Genomic DNA, 16,829 nt, shown 5'->3' on the forward strand with positions numbered 1-16,829 from the left:
GGCTTACTTCTGCATCTCTTCGTAGTTGCGCATGACGTCGTCAAGGCCACCGACGTTGAAGAATGCCTGTTCCGGGATGTGGTCGACTTCGCCGGAGCAGATCTTCGCGAAACCTTCGATCGTGTCGGCCAGCGGCACGGTCGAACCCGGAACCTGAGTGAACTTCTCAGCGGTGTAGGTGTTCTGCGAGAGGAACTGCTCGATGCGACGGGCGCGGTGAACGACGAGCTTGTCCTCTTCACCGAGTTCATCGACGCCGAGGATGGCGATGATGTCCTGCAGCTCCTTGTTCTTCTGCAGAATCGCCTTGACCTCGTTCGCCACGCGGTAGTGCTCGTCACCGACGATCAGCGGATCGAGGATGCGCGAGGACGATGCGAGCGGGTCGATCGCCGGGTACAGACCGCGCGAGGCGATGTCACGGCTGAGCTCGGTCGTCGCATCGAGGTGGGCGAAGGTCGTCGCCGGGGCCGGGTCGGTGTAGTCGTCGGCAGGAACGTAGATCGCCTGCATCGACGTGATCGAGTGACCACGAGTCGAGGTGATGCGCTCCTGCAGCAGACCCATCTCGTCAGCCAGGTTGGGCTGGTAGCCCACGGCCGAGGGCATACGACCCAGCAGGGTCGAGACCTCGGAACCGGCCTGAGTGAAGCGGAAGATGTTGTCGATGAACAGCAGCACGTCCTGGTTCTGCACATCGCGGAAGTACTCCGCCATGGTCAGTGCCGACAGCGCAACGCGCAGACGGGTGCCTGGAGGCTCATCCATCTGACCGAACACCAGGGCGGTGTCCTTGAAGACTCCGGCCTCATCCATTTCCATGATGAGGTCGTTGCCCTCACGGGTACGCTCGCCCACACCGGCGAACACCGAGGTGCCCGAGTGGTTGTGCGCGATGCGGAAGATCATCTCCTGGATGAGCACGGTCTTGCCGACACCGGCGCCTCCGAACAGACCGATCTTTCCACCCTGGACGTAGGGGGTCAGGAGGTCGATGCTCTTGATGCCGACTTCCAGGATCTCGGTCTTGGACTCGAGTTCGTCGAAGGACGGAGCCGGACGGTGGATCGGCCACCGCTCGGAGATCTCCAGCTCCTCGCCGTCGGCGAGGTTGAGGCAGTCACCGGTGGTGTTCCAGACATGGTGCTTGGTCACGTCTCCGACGGGAACGGAGATCGGTGCGCCGGAGTCGACGACTTCCTGTCCGCGGACAAGGCCGTCGGTCGGCTGCAGCGACACGGCGCGGATCAGTCCGTTGCCCAGGTGAAGCGCGACCTCGAAGGTCAGCTTGCGGGTTCCTTCGGACAGATCCACCGACGTCGTCAGTGCATTGTAGATCTGGGGCACGGAGTCGAGCGGGAACTCGATGTCGACAACCGGGCCGATGACTCGGGAAATCCGGCCGAGGGCAGTGCCCTGTGCCGGAGAGGTTTCCGTTGCTGTGGCAGTCATGGTCTCTTTCTCTCTGCTCTCGCCGGTCAGTCGCCGGCTGCCGATGCCGCGAGGGCATCCGCCCCACCGACGATCTCGGTGAGTTCCTGGGTGATTTCCGCCTGGCGAGCCGTATTGGCCAACCGGGTGTAGGTCTTGATGAGATCATCCGCGTTGTCCGTGGCTGTCTTCATCGCCGCCTGTCGCGAGGCCTGCTCAGATGCCGCTGCACTGAGCAGGGCCGACAGAATGCGCGAATCGATGTATCGCGGCAACAGGGCGTCGAGCACGGCCTCCGCGCTCGGTTCGAACTCGTAGAGCGGGAACGCGGGTGCTTCGGACCCGCCGCCGGTCTGTCCGCCCGTCGATGCCTCCTCGGCGTCGACGACCTCCAACGGAAGCAGTCGCCGGTACTCCGGGTCATGCGTGACGCTGGAGACGAAACGGGTGAAGACGATGTAGATCTCGTCGATCCCGGAGTCCTCGGACTCTGGGTCGAAGTTCTCCAACAGCGCTTCGCCGATCTCGCGGGCGTGCTCGGGCAACGGATTCTCGGAGATACCTGTCCAGGACTTCTCGATCTTGCGATCGCGGAAGGTGTAGTAGTTCTTGGCCTTGCCGCCGACCGTGAACAGATCCACACTCTTGCCCTCGCCGCGCAGAAGCCGAACGAGTTCCTCGGCTTCGCGCAGCAGGTTCGCCGAATAGGCACCGGCGAACCCGCGGTCGGGGCCGATCACGAGGACGGCAGCATGCTTGACGTTGTCCGTCTCCGTGGTGAGAACGTGGTCGACGTTCGACTCGCTGGCCACTGCCGAGACCGCCCTGGTCAGGGCATTCGCGTAGGGGCTTGCGGCCTGCGAGCGGGCAATGGCCTTCTGAATCCGCGAAGCAGCGATGAGCTCCATCGCCTTAAAGATCTTCCTCAAGGACTGAGTCGAGCGGATCTTCTGCTTGAAGACCCTCTGCTGGGCTCCCATCAGTTCTTCCTTTCGCCGTTACGGAACAGGTTCAACGCTTCTGCCGAACGATCTGCTCCTGCTCGACCTCGTCAGAGGACGCGGCTGCGGTGTCTTCGCTGCCGGCCTTCGACCCGCTCTGATCGGAGCTGGCGAAGTTCTGCGAGAACTCGGCCAGAACACTCTTCAGCTCTTCGGTCGTGTCATCATCGAGCTTCAGCGTCTCACGGACAGTCGTGAAGATACCGGTCTTGCGCTCGATGTGATCGTGCAGCTCCGACTCGAAGCGGAGCACGTCTTCGACCGGAATATCGTCGAGGTAGCCGTTGGTTCCGGCGAAGATCGACACGGTCTGCTTCTCGAACGGCATCGGGGCGTACTGACCCTGCTTGAGCAGCTCTGTCAGACGCGCGCCACGCGCCAGATCGCGCTTGGTCGCATCGTCGAGGTCGGACGCGAACATCGCGAAGGCCTCGAGCGAACGGTACTGAGCCAGCGAGATCTTCAGCGTGCCCGAGACTCCCTTGAGAGCCTTCGTCTGAGCGGCACCACCGACTCGCGACACGGACACACCGACATCGACGGCAGGACGCTGACCGGCGTTGAACAGATCGGACTGCAGGAAGATCTGACCGTCGGTGATCGAAATGACGTTCGTCGGAATGAATGCACCGACGTCGTTGGCCTTGGTCTCGATGATCGGCAGACCGGTCATCGAACCGCCGCCGAGTTCATCGGAGAGCTTCGCGCAGCGCTCCAGCAGACGCGAGTGCAGGTAGAAGACGTCGCCGGGGTAGGCTTCACGGCCCGGCGGACGACGCAGCAGCAGGGACACAGCGCGGTAGGCCTCGGCCTGCTTCGACAGGTCGTCGAACACGATGAGGACGTGCTTGCCGTCGTACATCCAATGCTGACCGATGGCGGAGCCGGAGTAGGGAGCCAAGTATTTGAAGCCTGCGGGGTCCGAAGCGGGCGAGGACACGATCGTGGTGTACTCGAGCGCACCGGCCTCTTCCAGTGAACGGCGGACGCCGGCGATGGTCGAACCCTTCTGGCCGACAGCCACGTAGATGCAGCGGACCTGCTTCGTCGGGTCTCCGGTCTCCCAGTTGGCCTTCTGGTTGATGATCGTATCGATCGCCAGAGCGGTCTTGCCGGTCTTGCGGTCACCGATGACCAGCTGACGCTGCCCACGGCCGACGGGGATCATCGCATCGATGCTCTTGTAGCCGGTCTGGAGCGGCTCGCGCACTTCCTGGCGATCCATGACGCCGGCGGCCTGGAGCTCGAGCTCACGGCGACCGACGCTCTCGACGTCTCCGAGTCCGTCGACGGGACGCCCCAGCGGATCGACGACACGGCCGAGGTAGCCGTCACCGACCGGGATCGAGAGGACCTCGCCGGTGCGGTAGACGTTCTGCTCTTCAGCGATTCCGGAGAACTCACCGAGGATGACCACGCCGATCTCGCGTTCGTCGAGGTTCTGTGCCAGACCCAGAGTGCCGTCTTCGAACCGCAGAAGTTCGTTGGCCATAGTGCCGGGCAGCCCCGAGACGTGAGCGATACCGTCACCAGCGGTGACGACCTTGCCGACTTCGGTCTTTTCCGAGCTCTCTGGGTTGTACGAGTCAACGAACTTCCCGAGAGCGTCCCGGATCTCTTCCGGGCGAATTGTCAGTTCCGCCATCTGGTTTCCCTGCTTCCTTTACTCAAATCTTGCGTCCGACGACCGGTGGGCCGCCGATGCCGGAGAAGCCGGCCACTAGTGTCAACCTGCGAGCTTGCGCTGCACATCGGCCAGTCGATCGGCCACGGTCGAGTTCATCATCTCGTCGCCGACCTGCACCCGGACTCCCCCGATGACTTCGGGGTCGACCTGGACATTGAGGACGAGTTCGCGACCATAGCTGGCCGACAATGCCGCCTGCAGCCTTTCGGTCTGCGACTCGCTCAGCGCTCTGGCGACGGTGACGTCCGCAACCGACCGCTGCTGGCGGGCGGCGAGGATATCGCTGTACTGATCGAGCGCCTTCGCCACACGGAGTCCGCGCGGGTGCAGAGCGGCCTGTTCGACCAGCTTGATGGTGTCTGGCTGTGCCTTGCCGGAGAGCAGGTCCGACACGAGAGCGCGTTTGCTCTCGTCGGTGGCCTGCGAATCAAGTGCGCGGGACAGCTCGTGGTTGGATTCCAGCAGACGCGCGAAGCGGAAGATCTCCTCTTCCACCTGTCCCAGCTGTCCAGCTGCCTGTGCAGCAGCGGCAATCGCTGTCACACCGGCGACTTCGAGGCTGGTGACGAGGTCCTGAGTCCGCGCCCAGCGGCGGCCGATGGCCTTATCGCTGATGCGCATGACTGCATCCGTGATCCGAGTCGAGAACAGAGTCCGCAGCAGCTGCTGCTTCCTCTCGGCCGACTCGGAGGAGTCTGCCAGAGCCTTGCGCAGACCGACGTTGTCGGCAAGGACGCCGACGACTGCCAGAGTCTCCTCACCGATCTGTCGAGAGTCTCCGCCGGAGATCTCGGAGTTCGCGGTCTCGAGGACGGCCTGCAGGGACAATCTGCTCGACTGGAGCATCACGCCCCCTTGACCGGCTGCGCGGACGAGTTGGACTCGAGGTCGGAGATGAAGCGATCGACCACGTTGGCCGAACGCTGGTCATCGGTGAGGGATTCACCGACGATGCGCGAAGCCAGGTCCGTGGCAAGAGTGCCGACCTCGGAACGCAGCTGCACCATGGCGGCCTGACGTTCGGCGTCGATCTGAGTCTGTGCCTGAGCGATGATGCGATCAGCCTCGGAGTGAGCCTGAACCTTCATGTCGGCGATGATCTGGGCGCCCTCTTCTTGAGCCTCGGCGCGCAGTCGTGCAGCTTCGGCACGACCGTCGGCGAGCTGCTTCTGATATTCGGCCAGAGCCTGATCGGCTTCGGCCTGCACCTTCTCAGCCTTTTCAATTCCACCCTGAATGCGCTCAGCACGCTCGTCGAGAGTCTTATTGAAGGCGGGAAGGACGTACTTCCAGACGACCAGGAAGACGATCAGCAGACAGACGGCACTCCAGACGATGTCGTACAGCGCCGGGAGAAGCGGGTTCTCCGCGGAGGCGACGATGTTTACCGGAGTCATGTCTCACTGCCTCACTGAGTAAGGAAGAACGGGGTGGCGATACCGATGAGGGCCAGGGCCTCGATCAGAGCGATACCGAGGAACATGTTTCCGCGCAGAGCGCCGGCCATTTCGGGCTGACGAGCGGTTCCCTCGATGGTCTTGCCGATAACGATACCGACACCGATACCGGGACCGATGGCCGCGAGGCCGTAACCGATCGTCGAAACGCTACCTGTCACTTCGGCGAGCATATCCATAGGATGCTTTTCCTTTCATAATGAAGCCGGGTGGTTGGCCCGACCGTGCAACTCGTGAGTTACGGTTCTGGGTGCGATCTCAGTGTTCGTCCGAGATCGCGGCATTGATGTACACACAGGACAGAAGGGCGAAGATGTAAGCCTGCAGCACGACGATGAGCATCTCCAGGATGAAGACGAACATTCCGCCGGCGAAGGTCACGATGCCGAAGAACTGGAATCCGTTCGAGGCGTCGAAGAGGAAGAAGCTCGTGGCTGAGAAGCAGAGGACGAGCAGGAGGTGACCGACCATCATGTTCGCGAAGAGTCGGATCGCCAACGTGAACGGCTGGGTGACGAACTTCGTGATGAATTCGATCGGAATGAGCAGGATGTGCATCGCCGGCGGGACGCCGGGCAGGATGAGCGAATCCTTGAGGTAACGGCCGAGGCCCTTCTCTGCGATGCCCGCCCAGTGATAGGTCACGTAGACGACCAGAGTGAGGACGATCGGCATTCCGATGACGCCGGTGCCAGGCATATTGAGGAACGGAATGAGCTTCGTGACGTTCCAGAACAGGATGCCGAAGAAGATCGCCACGATGAGCGGCATGAACTTCTTGGCCTTCTCCTTGCCCATCGTGTCCTCGGCGATGCCGACGGTCACGAACTCCATGGCGAGCTCCATGCTCGACTGGAAGCGGCTCGGGATGAGCTTCATGCGCTTGGCCCAGACGGCCAACAGCACGACGACTGCGACGGTGGCGATGATGCGGATGAGCATCACGCGGTTCATTTCAAATGGTGTGCCCTCAAAGAGGAACGAGGCTGGAAAGAACTCAGCCATCGACGGTGCGTGGAAGCCGCCTTCTGCAGCACTGACTGTTGTGTTCGCGGCGTTGAGTGTTCCCACGTTTTTACTACTCTCCCATGGTCAAGGGCCCTGATGGCCTGGCCTTGGCCTCGCACGAAAGGCGAGGCTTGAGGTTCAGGAGCGACAAAGGGCGAAGATCCGCCCAAGCACCGGAACTACTCTACCAATTGTAGAGAGTCACCGACAAATTCATCAGGCTTCTCTGTGCAATTTCTGTCAACGATTTTATACGACACGTCATTCGACTCGTCACTCACCCCACGACGTGTCTCAGATGGGTGCTGAAGCGACGGCTCTTAAGCCTATTTCGCGTCCGGATCGACATAGGGGACGCGCCCCTTGACGACGGTGATCGCCTCGACGAGCGACGAGCCGATCACTGCGACGACGATCGTGAAGAAGGCGATCGTGCCGTCGAGCCAGGTCGCGTCCTTGATCCGCCAGATCACGATCATGAAGATGAAGGCCTTGAACAGGAATCCCATGCCGAGGAACCCTGCGATCGCGGTCAGGCCCATGTTTCGGCCCACGTACATGATCACGAGGGTGATGATGATGAACACTGCGGCCAGTGCCCCGCCAACGGCACCGCCGACGAGCCCGGTCATGCCCGAGACCAACCAGCCGATGCCCATTCCGAGGGCGGCGACGACGAGGACGAGGATGATGCCGCGGATGAGCAGAGTCCTCCATACGCGGGTCCAGGCGGCTTCGACTGCGGTTTCTCGTCGCGGAGTCGGGTCGGTCATGAGATTTCCTCTCTGGCTTTCTGACGCATGCGAAGGGGATAGAAGGTGAAGATCAGGGTGATGGCCACGAGGCCGCCGATGACCCAGGCGACGAACAGCCAGCCCTTGAACAGCAGCAGCACCGAGCCGAAGGCGATGAGCGCCGTCCAGGTATAGAGGATGAGCACCGCACGAGCATGGGAATGTCCCAGGCGCAGCATCCGGTGGTGGAGGTGTTTGGCATCGGCGGAGAACGGCGACTGTCCGGCCCGCAGCCGACGCACCACGGCTAGTCCGAGGTCGAGCAGCGGCAGGAACATCACAGCGACCGGCAGGATGATGGGCATGAACGTGGCGAACGCGCGTTCCTGGCCGATCAGCGCCGGGTCGACCTGACCGGTGACCCGGATCGTCGAGGCCGCCAGAAGCAGGCCGATGAGCATCGAACCGGAATCGCCCATGAAGATCCTGGCCGGATTGAAGTTGTGCGGCAGGAACCCGAGGCAGGCGCCGACGAGGATCGCGATGATGAGCGAGGCGAGGTTCGCATAGGACTCCGGTGAGGCGTCGCGTGCCAGCCAATAGGAGTAGATGAAGAACGCGATGCCGCCGATGGCGACGACACCCGCGGCGAGGCCGTCGAGGCCGTCGACGAAGTTCACCGCGTTGATGGTCACCAGGACGACGAGGACGGTGACGATGATCGACATCCGCGGTGAGCCGATGATGACGCCGCCGAAGGGAATCGACAGCAGCGCCACACCCTTGATCGCCATGAACCCCGCGGCGAGAGCCTGACCAGCGAGTTTCGCCATCCAATGCAGATCCCAGATGTCATCGATGACTCCGAGCAGACACAGCAGTCCGGCGGCTCCCGCGATGCCGATGATCGGTCCCAGGTCGACGAAGATCCGGTTGAGGAACGGCATCTGGGAGGCGAAGATGAGCCCGGCGAGCAGCCCGCCGAACATCGCCACTCCGCCCAGCCTCGGCGTCGGAACCGAGTGGACGTCGCGGTCACGCAGAGGTGAGAAGATCTTTCCTCGTTCGGCCACCCGCTTGACCATGGGGGTCAGCAGGTACGCCACGAGGGCGGAGACGACGAGGATGAAGAGGTAGGCGCGCACTCAGCCGTCCAGGTCGATGAGCTCGGGGACGATCTCGCGCAGCTGATCGGCCGTGATCGGGCCGCGCCGCAGGATGCGGGGCACGTCGCCGCTGAGGTCGATGATGGTCGAGGACGTCCCCGACTCCCGCGCTCCCCCGTCGACGTAGATGTCGACATCGTCGCCGAGCATCTCCTGCGCTTCGTCGGCGTTCTGGGCGGCGGGTCGTCCGGAGATGTTGGCACTCGACACGGCCAGCGGTCCGGTGCGACCGAGCAGGGACAGTGCTGCCTCGTCATCGGGCATGCGTACGGCGACGGTTCCGTGGGTGTCGCCGAGGTCCCAGTCGAGGGAGGGCTGAGCATTGGCGATGATCGTCAGCGGCCCGGGCCAGAACTTCGCGGTCAGTGCGAGCACGGTCTCATCGACCCCGTCGACGAGACCGAAGATGGTCTCCGCACGCGGGACGAGGACCGGAGGCGGCATATCTCGGCCGCGGCCCTTGGCCGCGAGCAGAGCCGCCACGGCGGAAGCACTGAAGGCATCGGCGGCGATTCCGTAGACGGTGTCGGTGGGGATGACGAGCAGGTTTCCTGTGTCGACGACTCGCGCGCACTCGTCGAAGACGAGCTCACGGATTTCGGCTTGGCTGACGTCGAATCGTCTCGACACGAGTTCTCCGTTTCGAATGTTCGGGCTGTGGTCTCGGCGACTGGGCCGTGCACGGCACGGATTCGTCTCCGGTGTCTCCTACGCCTCTCGGCGTGCCACCGAATAGCGGTCGCGTCCAGTGTAGTCCTGGAACGTGGCGGCATGTCTCAGACTGGCCGTGGCCGCCAGCAGTTCTCGAGCCTCCGCGCCCTGTTCCTCACTGTGTTCCATGAGGAAGAGGCCACCGGGTCGCAGCAGCCGCTCGGCCTCAGCGATGATGAGCCTCAGAATCTCCAGACCCGAGGCCCCGCCGTAGAGCGCGGCCGCAGGATCGTGCTCGGCGACTTCGGGGTCCCGTGGGACGGCGGCATCGGGAACGTAGGGCGGGTTCGTCACCACGATGTCGGCACGGCCGCGCAGATCGGCTCGCTCCTCGGTGATCTGCGTGGCATCTCCGGCGATGAATTCGACGGTCGACTCGCCGAGTCGGCTGTGGGCGAGGTTTTCCCGTGACCATTCGAGGGCAGCCGGTTCGCGTTCGACGCCGAGGACGTCGACTCCGTCGAATTCGGTGGCCACGGACAGGGAGATCGCTCCCGATCCGGAGCACAGGTCGATGACGATGGGGCGTTGTGCATCATCGTTTCCGGTCGATGCGTCGGGGCGCGCAGTTTCTGCGAGTTCTGTCAGGACGGCTCCGGCGAGGAGTTCGGTCTCCGGCCGCGGCACGAAGACTCCGGGACCCACCTTCAGCTGCAGGTGCCGGAAGTGGGCGATGCCGGTGAGATGCTGCAGCGGAATCCGCTGCCGGCGCAGGTCACAGAGTTCGGCGAATCGTCTGCTCACATCGACGGGCACGGGGTCGTCGAAGAGACGACGGCGGCTCAGGGCCGACCGATCGACCTCCCAGGCGTGAGCGAGCAGTTCGACGGCATCGGCTTCAGGGGTCGCGATTCCTGCGTCGGAGAGCAGGTTGATGGCCCCACGCAGGATCTCCGAGACGAGAGTCGGCCTGACGGTGTCCAGGTCAGTCCCCCAGCGCGTCGAGGCGAGCGGCCTTGTCGGCGTCGCGGCAGGAACCGATGACGGGATCGAGGTCGCCGCCCAGCACCTGGTCGAGGTTGTAGGCCTTGAATCCGGTGCGGTGATCGGTGATCCGGTTCTCCGGGAAGTTGTATGTGCGGATGCGTTCCGATCGGTCGACGGTGCGCACCTGTGAGCGGCGGATGTCTGCGGCTTCCGCCGCGGCCTCCTCCGCCTGCTTGGCCAGGATCCGGGCGCGGAGCATGCGCATCGCCGCGTCTTTGTTCTGCAGCTGTGACTTCTCGTTCTGGCAGCTCGCGGTGATGCCGGTCGGCAGGTGGGTGATGCGCACAGCCGAGTCAGTGGTATTCACGGACTGGCCGCCGGGGCCCGAGGAACGGTAGACGTCGATGCGCAGATCGTGCTCGTCCAGCTGAACCTCTTCGGGCTCGTCGACCTCTGGGAAGACGAGCACTCCGGCCGCGGAGGTGTGGATGCGGCCCTGCGATTCGGTGACCGGGACTCTCTGGACCCGGTGCACTCCGCCTTCGAACTTCACCCAGCCGTAGGCTCCGTCGTCCTTGGCTTTGACGGCCATGGTGACGTCTTTGAAGCCGCCGAGATCCGAATGCGTGGCGTCGAGGATCTGGCTCGACCAGCCCCGCGCATCGATCCAACGTTGATACATCCGAAGCAGATCGCCGGCGAACAGCGCGGATTCGTCTCCGCCTTCGCCGGCTTTGATTTCGATGATTGCGTCTCGGGAGTCATCCGGGTCGCTGGGGACCAGGAGATCCTTGAGCTCACCCTCGGCGGTGTCCATCTCTGCCGACAGCCGCTTCGCTTCGTCGGCGAAGTCGGCATCGTCCTCAGCCAGCTCCACGGCGGCTGCATGGTCGGCTTCGAGCTGGGCGAAGTGCCGGGCGGCCGCGGCGACTCTGTCGAGTTCCGCGTACCGCCTGGTCAGCTTCTTGGCCCGGCCGGCGTCAGCGTGGACCGCGGGATCGGAGAGTTCCTCCTGCACCCGCGCATGCTCATCGAGCAGAGCGCTGACGCTGGCCGTGAGGGTATCGTCGGCCATCTCAGCTGTTGTCGGTCGACGACTTCGGCAGCGGAGTGGTCTTCTGTACCTGCATGAGGAACTCGACGTTCGAGCCGGTCTCCTTGAGCTTCGACATGAGCAGTTCGACTGCCTGCTGCTGTTCGAGGCCCGAGAGCAGACGACGCAGCTGCCACATGACCTTGGTCTCCTCGCCGGTCATGAGCATCTCTTCGCGGCGGGTGCTCGAGGCGTTGACGTCGATGGCCGGGAAGATGCGCTTGTCGGCGAGCTGACGGCTCAGACGCAGCTCCATATTGCCGGTGCCCTTGAACTCTTCGAAGATGACTTCGTCCATCTTCGAGCCGGTCTCCACGAGAGCCGTCGCCAAGATGGTCAGCGAGCCGCCGCCTTCGATATTGCGGGCGGCACCGAAGAACTTCTTCGGCGGGTAGAGCGCATTCGCGTCGACACCACCGGAGAGGATGCGTCCGGATGCCGGCTGGGCGATGTTGTAGGCACGTCCCAGACGAGTGATGTTGTCCAGCAGCACGACCACATCGGAGCCCATCTCAACGAGACGCTTGGCGCGTTCGATGGCGAGTTCGGCGATCGTGGTGTGGTCATCGGCCGGACGGTCGAAGGTCGAGGCGATGACTTCGCCCTTGACCGCCCGCTGCATGTCGGTGACTTCCTCGGGACGTTCGTCGACGAGGACGACCATGAGGTGAGCTTCGGGGTTGTTCTCGGTGATCGCATTGGCGATCTGCTGCATGATCGTCGTCTTGCCCGCCTTCGGGGGTGCGACGATGAGTCCGCGCTGGCCCTTGCCGATCGGGGTGATGAGATCGATGAGGCGAGTCGAATGCAGCTTCGAGGTGGTCTCGAGTCGCAGTCGATCCTGCGGGTAGAGCGGGGTCAGCTTCGAGAACTCGACGCGGCTGCGCGCATCGTCGACGGTGAGACCGTTGACGGAGTCGAGACGGACGAGGGCATCGAACTTCTCGCGCTTGTTGCCCCGCTGCTCGTTCTCACGCGGCTGGCGGATCGCACCGGCGACGGCATCGCCCTTGCGCAGTCCGTTCTTGCGCACCATGGATGCCGAGAGATAGACGTCGTTCGGTCCCGGCAGGTAGCCGGAGGTGCGGAGGAAGGCGTAGTTGTCGTGGACGTCGAGGATACCGCCGACGGGAATGAGCACATCATCGTTGCGGATATCCGGCTCGTCGTTGCCGCGACCGCGACGCTTCCGATCCCGGCCCCGTCCGCGACGGTTGTTGCCGCGATCGTCATCGTCGTTGTTGCGGTTGCGACGATCGTTGCGGTCGTTGTGGTTTCCGCGGTCATTGTTGCCGCCGCGGTCGTTGTTGCCGCCGCGGTCGTTGCGGTGTCCGCGGTCGTTGCCGCCGTCCCTGTCGCTGTTGCCCCGGCCGCCCCGGTCATTGCCGCTGCGGTCATTGCGACTGTCGTCGGAACGATCGTTGTTCTTGCTGCGACGGTCATTGTCGCGTCCTCCGCGCTGCTCGCGGTCGGAGCGGTCCTGGCCACCGGAGTGGTCCCGGTCGGCGCCGCGGTCGGAAGATTCCTCGCCGCTGCTGTCGCGGCCCTCGGCCTGGGAACCAGGGGCCTGGGAACCGGAGGTCTGGAGCTCTGAGTCCTGGGCTTCGGAACCCTGAGACTCGGAACCACGAGAACGCGAACGGCTGCGACGGGAGCGCTGACGGTCCTGGTCGTCGTTCGCTTCCGCGGCGGGTGCTCCCCCGGACTGGTCTCCCCCGGACTCAGACGCCGACGAGCTGTCGGAGACCGGTTCGGTGATGAGGGCCGGAGCGTCCTCGGACGCAGATGCGGCCGAACGACGCGAAGAGCGGCGGTTCGTCGCCTCCTGCTTCTTCTCGTCCTGCTTCTCTGCCGACTTCTCGGCCTTGGCCGCCGGTTCGGCGGCAGACTTCTTCTCGGCGGGGGCGGACTTCGCCTCAGCGGATCCGCCCGAATGGCTGTTGATGGCGTCGATCAGTTCGCTCTTGCGAAGGCGACGGTAACCCTTGATTCCCAGCCCGGCGGCCATTTCTTGGAGCTGAGGCAGCCGCAGCGCTGTGAGGCTGCCGGAGCGCGGGGTGGAATCCTGAGTGGTGGTTTCAGACACGAAGGTCCTTCTCCCTCTTTCGGCCGTGCGGCATGTGCCGTTTGCTCACGGCGACGGAAACACCATTGACGGTGCGTTGTGAAAGAAAACCTGCTAAAGAATGAGCAGGAGATGTTCCAGAATGTATGACATCGGCGACGGACCTGTGAAGAACAGCGGGAAGCCGTGCCCTGTCGGAACACCCACAGTCTACTTGCTCGGAGACGATCTTGCGAATCGTTTCCTCAAATTTCTCGGTTCACCCGATAACCGCCGAGGTCAATCGCAGTGCGCAGAGTGACGAAGTCTGCCGGCACGAGGGCCTCGGGCACCGCCTCGGCGAGGACGAGCACCGTCGGTCCGGCTCCGGAGATGACGGCCGCATATCCCTCGGCCCGCAGCGAATCGACGAGTGCCATCGACTCCGGATAGGCGCTGCGACGGAATTCCTGGTGGAGCTGATCCCGAGTGGCTTCGAACAGCACCTGCGCATCGTTGCTCAGTCCGTGGACGAGCAGGCCGGCCCGCGCCGAGTTGTCCGCGGCGATCGCATGCTCGATGTCTGCGGGGATGAGTCCCCGGGCGACCTCGGTGTCGAGGCGGAAGGAGGGGACGAGCACCGTGACCGTGTCGAGTGTGCGCACGGGCACCTGCCAGGACTTCACAGGCGCGGACAGCGAGACGGTGAGGCCCCCGAAGATCGCGGGCGCGGCATTGTCCGGGTGGCCCTCGACAGCCGTGGCGATGTCCAGTATCCGATCGCGGCTCAGCGGTGCCCCGGTCGCCCAGGCACCGAGTTCGGAGGCGAGGCCGATCCCAGCCACGACTGCGGCCGCCGATGAGCCCATTCCCCGGGAATGGGGAATCCGATTGACGCAGTCCAGCGACAGACGCGGACCCAGATCGGCAGCGAGAGAGGGAAACTCTGAGTCCAGCACCTCACCGATGATCCGCATGATCAGGTGGGTGCGGTCTCGCGGCAGCACCCCGGCGCCCTCCCCCGTCACTGCAACGCAGCGGTGCGGATCGACCGCGTCGTCGTGGACGGTGAGAGTGAGGGTGTCGACGATGTCGAGGGCCAGCCCGTACGAGTCGTAGCCGGGTCCCAGATTCGCCGAGGTGGCCGGGACCTCGAGTCTGACACGCACCCTCAGCTGTCCTCGAGTCCCAGCGCGCGAGCGGCACTGACGGCATCGACGGAGACCCGCGTGGGCTCGATATCGGATCCGTCGGCGGTGTGCAGGGCCCAGCTGGGGTCCTTGAGTCCGTGACCGGTCACGGTGACCGCGATCGTCGCATCGGCGGGGACTCTGCCCGCGTCGGCCATCTTCAGCAGTCCCGCCACCGAGGCGGCCGACCCGGGTTCGACGAATATTCCCTCTTCGCTGGACAGGATCTTGTGAGCGGCGAGGATCTCGTCGTCGGTGACCGAGTCGATGACTCCCCCGGAATCGTCACGCGCTGTTTCGGCCTGCGACCAGCTGGCCGGGTTGCCGATGCGGATCGCGGTCGCGATCGTGTCCGGTTCGTCGACCGGGTGGCCGAGCACGATGGGTGCGGCGCCGGCGGCCTGGAAGCCCCACATCTGCGGCAGCTGCCGGGAGATTCCGTGTGCGCGGTATTCGCTGTAGCCCTTCCAGTACGCCGTGATGTTGCCGGCGTTGCCGACGGGCAGAACATGGATGTCGGGGGCATCGCCGAGGACGTCGACGACCTCGAAGGCTGCGGTCTTCTGACCTTCGATGCGATCAGGGTTCACTGAGTTGACCAGGTGCACAGGATAGGACTCGGAGAGTTTGCGGCACAGCGTCAGGCAGTCGTCGAAGTTTCCGTCGACCTCGAGCAGGGTCGCCCCGTGGGCGATGGCCTGGCTCATCTTTCCCGGTGCGATCTTTCCGCTGGGCACGAGCACAGCGCAGGTCAGTCCGGCCTTGGTGGCATAGGCGGCGGCAGAGGCCGAAGTGTTGCCGGTCGAGGCGCAGATGACGGCTTTGGCGCCATGGGCCACGGCCTTCGTGATCGCCATCGTCATGCCCCGGTCCTTGAAGGACGCGGTCGGGTTGAGTCCCTCGTACTTCACCCACACCTGTGCACCGGTGCGCGCGCTGAGCTTCTCCGCCTTGATCAGAGGGGTCCCGCCTTCGCCGAGGGTGACAGCAGGAGTGTCAGCGGAGATGTCGAGGAGGGTGCGGTATTCCTCGACGACGCCCTGCCACTGGTGTCTGGGATAGTTCATTGTCACTGTCCTTCTACGCGGATCACGGATTTGACGGTGTGGACGACTGAGAGATCGATGAGTCGATCGACCGTCTTCTGCAGTGTCGAGTCGGTGTTCGAGTGAGTGGCGAGCACGAGTTTGGCATGCTGGACGCCCTGCTCGTCGATATCGCCGATCGTCTGACGCATGAGTTCGATGGAGGCACCCTCGTCGGCGAAGACCTCGGAGACCGCGGCGAGCACACCGGCACGGTCCACCACGTCGAGCGTGATGTGGTACCGAGTCGTGATCGAGGAGATGGGCAGGATCGGGTAGTCCTCGTGGAAGGGACGTTCGTACTGTCCGCGTCCGCCCAGGACCTTGCGGCGGGCCACGGATACGAGGTCGCCGAGGACTGCGGAAGCGGTCGGTGCTCCCCCTGCGCCCTGACCGTAGAACATCAGCTCACCGGCCGCTTCGGCTTCGATGAAGACGGCGTTGAAGGCACCGCGGACGGACGCCAGCGCGTGGTTGCGGTCGAGCAGCGCCGGATACACGCGAGCGGAGAGTCCGGCACCGGTCGGCGACGAGGCGACGCGTTCGCACACGGCCAGGAGTTTGATGACGAATCCCTGATCCCGGGCGGTCTCCACCATTTCGGCGGTGATGCCTTCGATGCCTTCGACGTGGACGTCGTCGATCGATACGGGGGCGTGGAATGCCAGCGAGGACAGGATCGCGGCCTTCGCAGCCGCATCGTGTCCGCCGATGTCGGCGGTCGGATCGGCTTCGGCATAGCCGAGCTCCTGGGCTGCGGTCAGTGCCTCATCGAAGTCCCAGCCTTCGGAGTCCATCTGGTCGAGGATGAAGTTCGTCGTTCCGTTGACGATGCCGATGATGCGTTCGATCCGGTCACCGGCCAGAGAGTCTCCGACGGGTCGGATGATCGGAATCGCGCCGGCGACCGCGGCTTCGTGTTCGAGACGGACACCGGCGGAGTCGGCTGCGGACATGAGCTCGCCGTAGCTGGCGGCCAACAGCGCCTTGTTCGCGGTCACGACCGATGATCCCTGGCGCAGCGCCCCAGTGATGAGCGAACGGGCCGGTTCGATCCCGCCCATCATCTCGACGACGATATCGGCTCCGGCGATGGCCGCCTCGGCGTCGGTCGTGAGCAGCTTCTCATCGATTCCCGGGCGGGCCTTCGACGCGTCACGGACGACGATGGCGCTCAGCTCCAATGGCGCACCGATGCGTTCGGCCAGGCCCTCTGCACGGTTCTGGATCCGGGCGGCGACCTCCGTGCCGACGACTCCGCATCCGAGCATGGCAACCTTCAGTGCCTGCATTTC

The 16,829-nt window shown here is 64.1% G+C and carries 16 protein-coding genes; all 16 read right to left on the minus strand.

Annotated elements, in window-relative coordinates; all coding sequences use genetic code 11:
* Nucleotides 1-3 precede the first annotated feature (3 nt).
* Entirely contained in the window at nucleotides 4-1,452 is a 1,449-nt protein-coding gene (gene atpD, locus EB835_RS00240; protein ID WP_135807501.1) for a F0F1 ATP synthase subunit beta, read from the minus strand.
* A 26-nt stretch (nucleotides 1,453-1,478) separates the two neighbouring features.
* Nucleotides 1,479-2,411: a F0F1 ATP synthase subunit gamma gene (locus EB835_RS00245; RefSeq protein ID WP_135807502.1), complete on the minus strand. Its 933-nt coding sequence runs from the start codon at nucleotides 2,409-2,411 to the stop codon at nucleotides 1,479-1,481.
* A 31-nt stretch (nucleotides 2,412-2,442) separates the two neighbouring features.
* The gene (gene atpA, locus EB835_RS00250) at nucleotides 2,443-4,077 is read right to left on the minus strand and encodes a F0F1 ATP synthase subunit alpha (RefSeq protein WP_135807503.1); all 1,635 of its coding nucleotides are present in this window, start codon (nucleotides 4,075-4,077) and stop codon (nucleotides 2,443-2,445) included.
* Between the two features lie 81 nt (nucleotides 4,078-4,158).
* On the minus strand, nucleotides 4,159-4,965 hold the full coding sequence (locus EB835_RS00255) for a F0F1 ATP synthase subunit delta (RefSeq protein ID WP_135807504.1): 807 nt from the start codon (nucleotides 4,963-4,965) through the stop codon (nucleotides 4,159-4,161).
* Nucleotides 4,965-5,516: a F0F1 ATP synthase subunit B gene (locus EB835_RS00260; protein ID WP_135807505.1), complete on the minus strand. Its 552-nt coding sequence runs from the start codon at nucleotides 5,514-5,516 to the stop codon at nucleotides 4,965-4,967. The genes EB835_RS00255 and EB835_RS00260 overlap by 1 nt, the downstream gene beginning before the upstream one ends.
* A gap of 11 nt (nucleotides 5,517-5,527) precedes the next feature.
* On the minus strand, nucleotides 5,528-5,755 hold the full coding sequence (atpE, locus tag EB835_RS00265; protein WP_135807506.1) for a F0F1 ATP synthase subunit C: 228 nt from the start codon (nucleotides 5,753-5,755) through the stop codon (nucleotides 5,528-5,530).
* 79 nt (nucleotides 5,756-5,834) lie between these two features.
* Nucleotides 5,835-6,647, minus strand: a complete 813-nt coding sequence (atpB, locus tag EB835_RS00270) for a F0F1 ATP synthase subunit A (protein ID WP_227492561.1) — start codon at nucleotides 6,645-6,647, stop codon at nucleotides 5,835-5,837.
* A gap of 263 nt (nucleotides 6,648-6,910) precedes the next feature.
* Nucleotides 6,911-7,357 carry a hypothetical protein gene (locus EB835_RS00275; protein ID WP_135807507.1) on the minus strand — a complete coding sequence of 149 codons (447 nt, stop codon included), beginning with the start codon at nucleotides 7,355-7,357 and terminating at the stop codon, nucleotides 6,911-6,913.
* Entirely contained in the window at nucleotides 7,354-8,463 is a 1,110-nt protein-coding gene (locus EB835_RS00280; protein WP_135807508.1) for an MraY family glycosyltransferase, read from the minus strand. Before EB835_RS00280 ends, EB835_RS00275 begins: the two co-directional genes overlap by 4 nt.
* A complete protein-coding gene (locus EB835_RS00285) occupies nucleotides 8,464-9,114 on the minus strand; it encodes an L-threonylcarbamoyladenylate synthase (protein ID WP_135807509.1) in 651 nt (216 codons plus the stop codon).
* Nucleotides 9,115-9,192: 78 nt separating this feature from the next.
* Nucleotides 9,193-10,119 (minus strand): peptide chain release factor N(5)-glutamine methyltransferase, encoded by a 927-nt coding sequence (gene prmC, locus EB835_RS00290; protein ID WP_135807510.1) that lies wholly within the window; start codon nucleotides 10,117-10,119, stop codon nucleotides 9,193-9,195.
* 1 nt (nucleotide 10,120) lies between these two features.
* A complete protein-coding gene (gene prfA / locus EB835_RS00295) occupies nucleotides 10,121-11,197 on the minus strand; it encodes a peptide chain release factor 1 (RefSeq protein WP_135807511.1) in 1,077 nt (358 codons plus the stop codon).
* A 1-nt stretch (nucleotide 11,198) separates the two neighbouring features.
* On the minus strand, nucleotides 11,199-13,301 hold the full coding sequence (gene rho / locus EB835_RS00300) for a transcription termination factor Rho (RefSeq protein WP_135807512.1): 2,103 nt from the start codon (nucleotides 13,299-13,301) through the stop codon (nucleotides 11,199-11,201).
* 224 nt (nucleotides 13,302-13,525) lie between these two features.
* Nucleotides 13,526-14,428: a homoserine kinase gene (thrB, locus tag EB835_RS00305; RefSeq protein WP_135807513.1), complete on the minus strand. Its 903-nt coding sequence runs from the start codon at nucleotides 14,426-14,428 to the stop codon at nucleotides 13,526-13,528.
* A 2-nt stretch (nucleotides 14,429-14,430) separates the two neighbouring features.
* The gene (thrC, locus tag EB835_RS00310) at nucleotides 14,431-15,516 is read right to left on the minus strand and encodes a threonine synthase (RefSeq protein WP_135807514.1); all 1,086 of its coding nucleotides are present in this window, start codon (nucleotides 15,514-15,516) and stop codon (nucleotides 14,431-14,433) included.
* A gap of 2 nt (nucleotides 15,517-15,518) precedes the next feature.
* On the minus strand, nucleotides 15,519-16,826 hold the full coding sequence (locus EB835_RS00315) for a homoserine dehydrogenase (protein WP_135807515.1): 1,308 nt from the start codon (nucleotides 16,824-16,826) through the stop codon (nucleotides 15,519-15,521).
* Nucleotides 16,827-16,829: the final 3 nt, after the last annotated feature.

This window comes from Brevibacterium sp. S22, assembly GCF_004745485.1.
Lineage (GTDB): Bacteria > Actinomycetota > Actinomycetes > Actinomycetales > Brevibacteriaceae > Brevibacterium.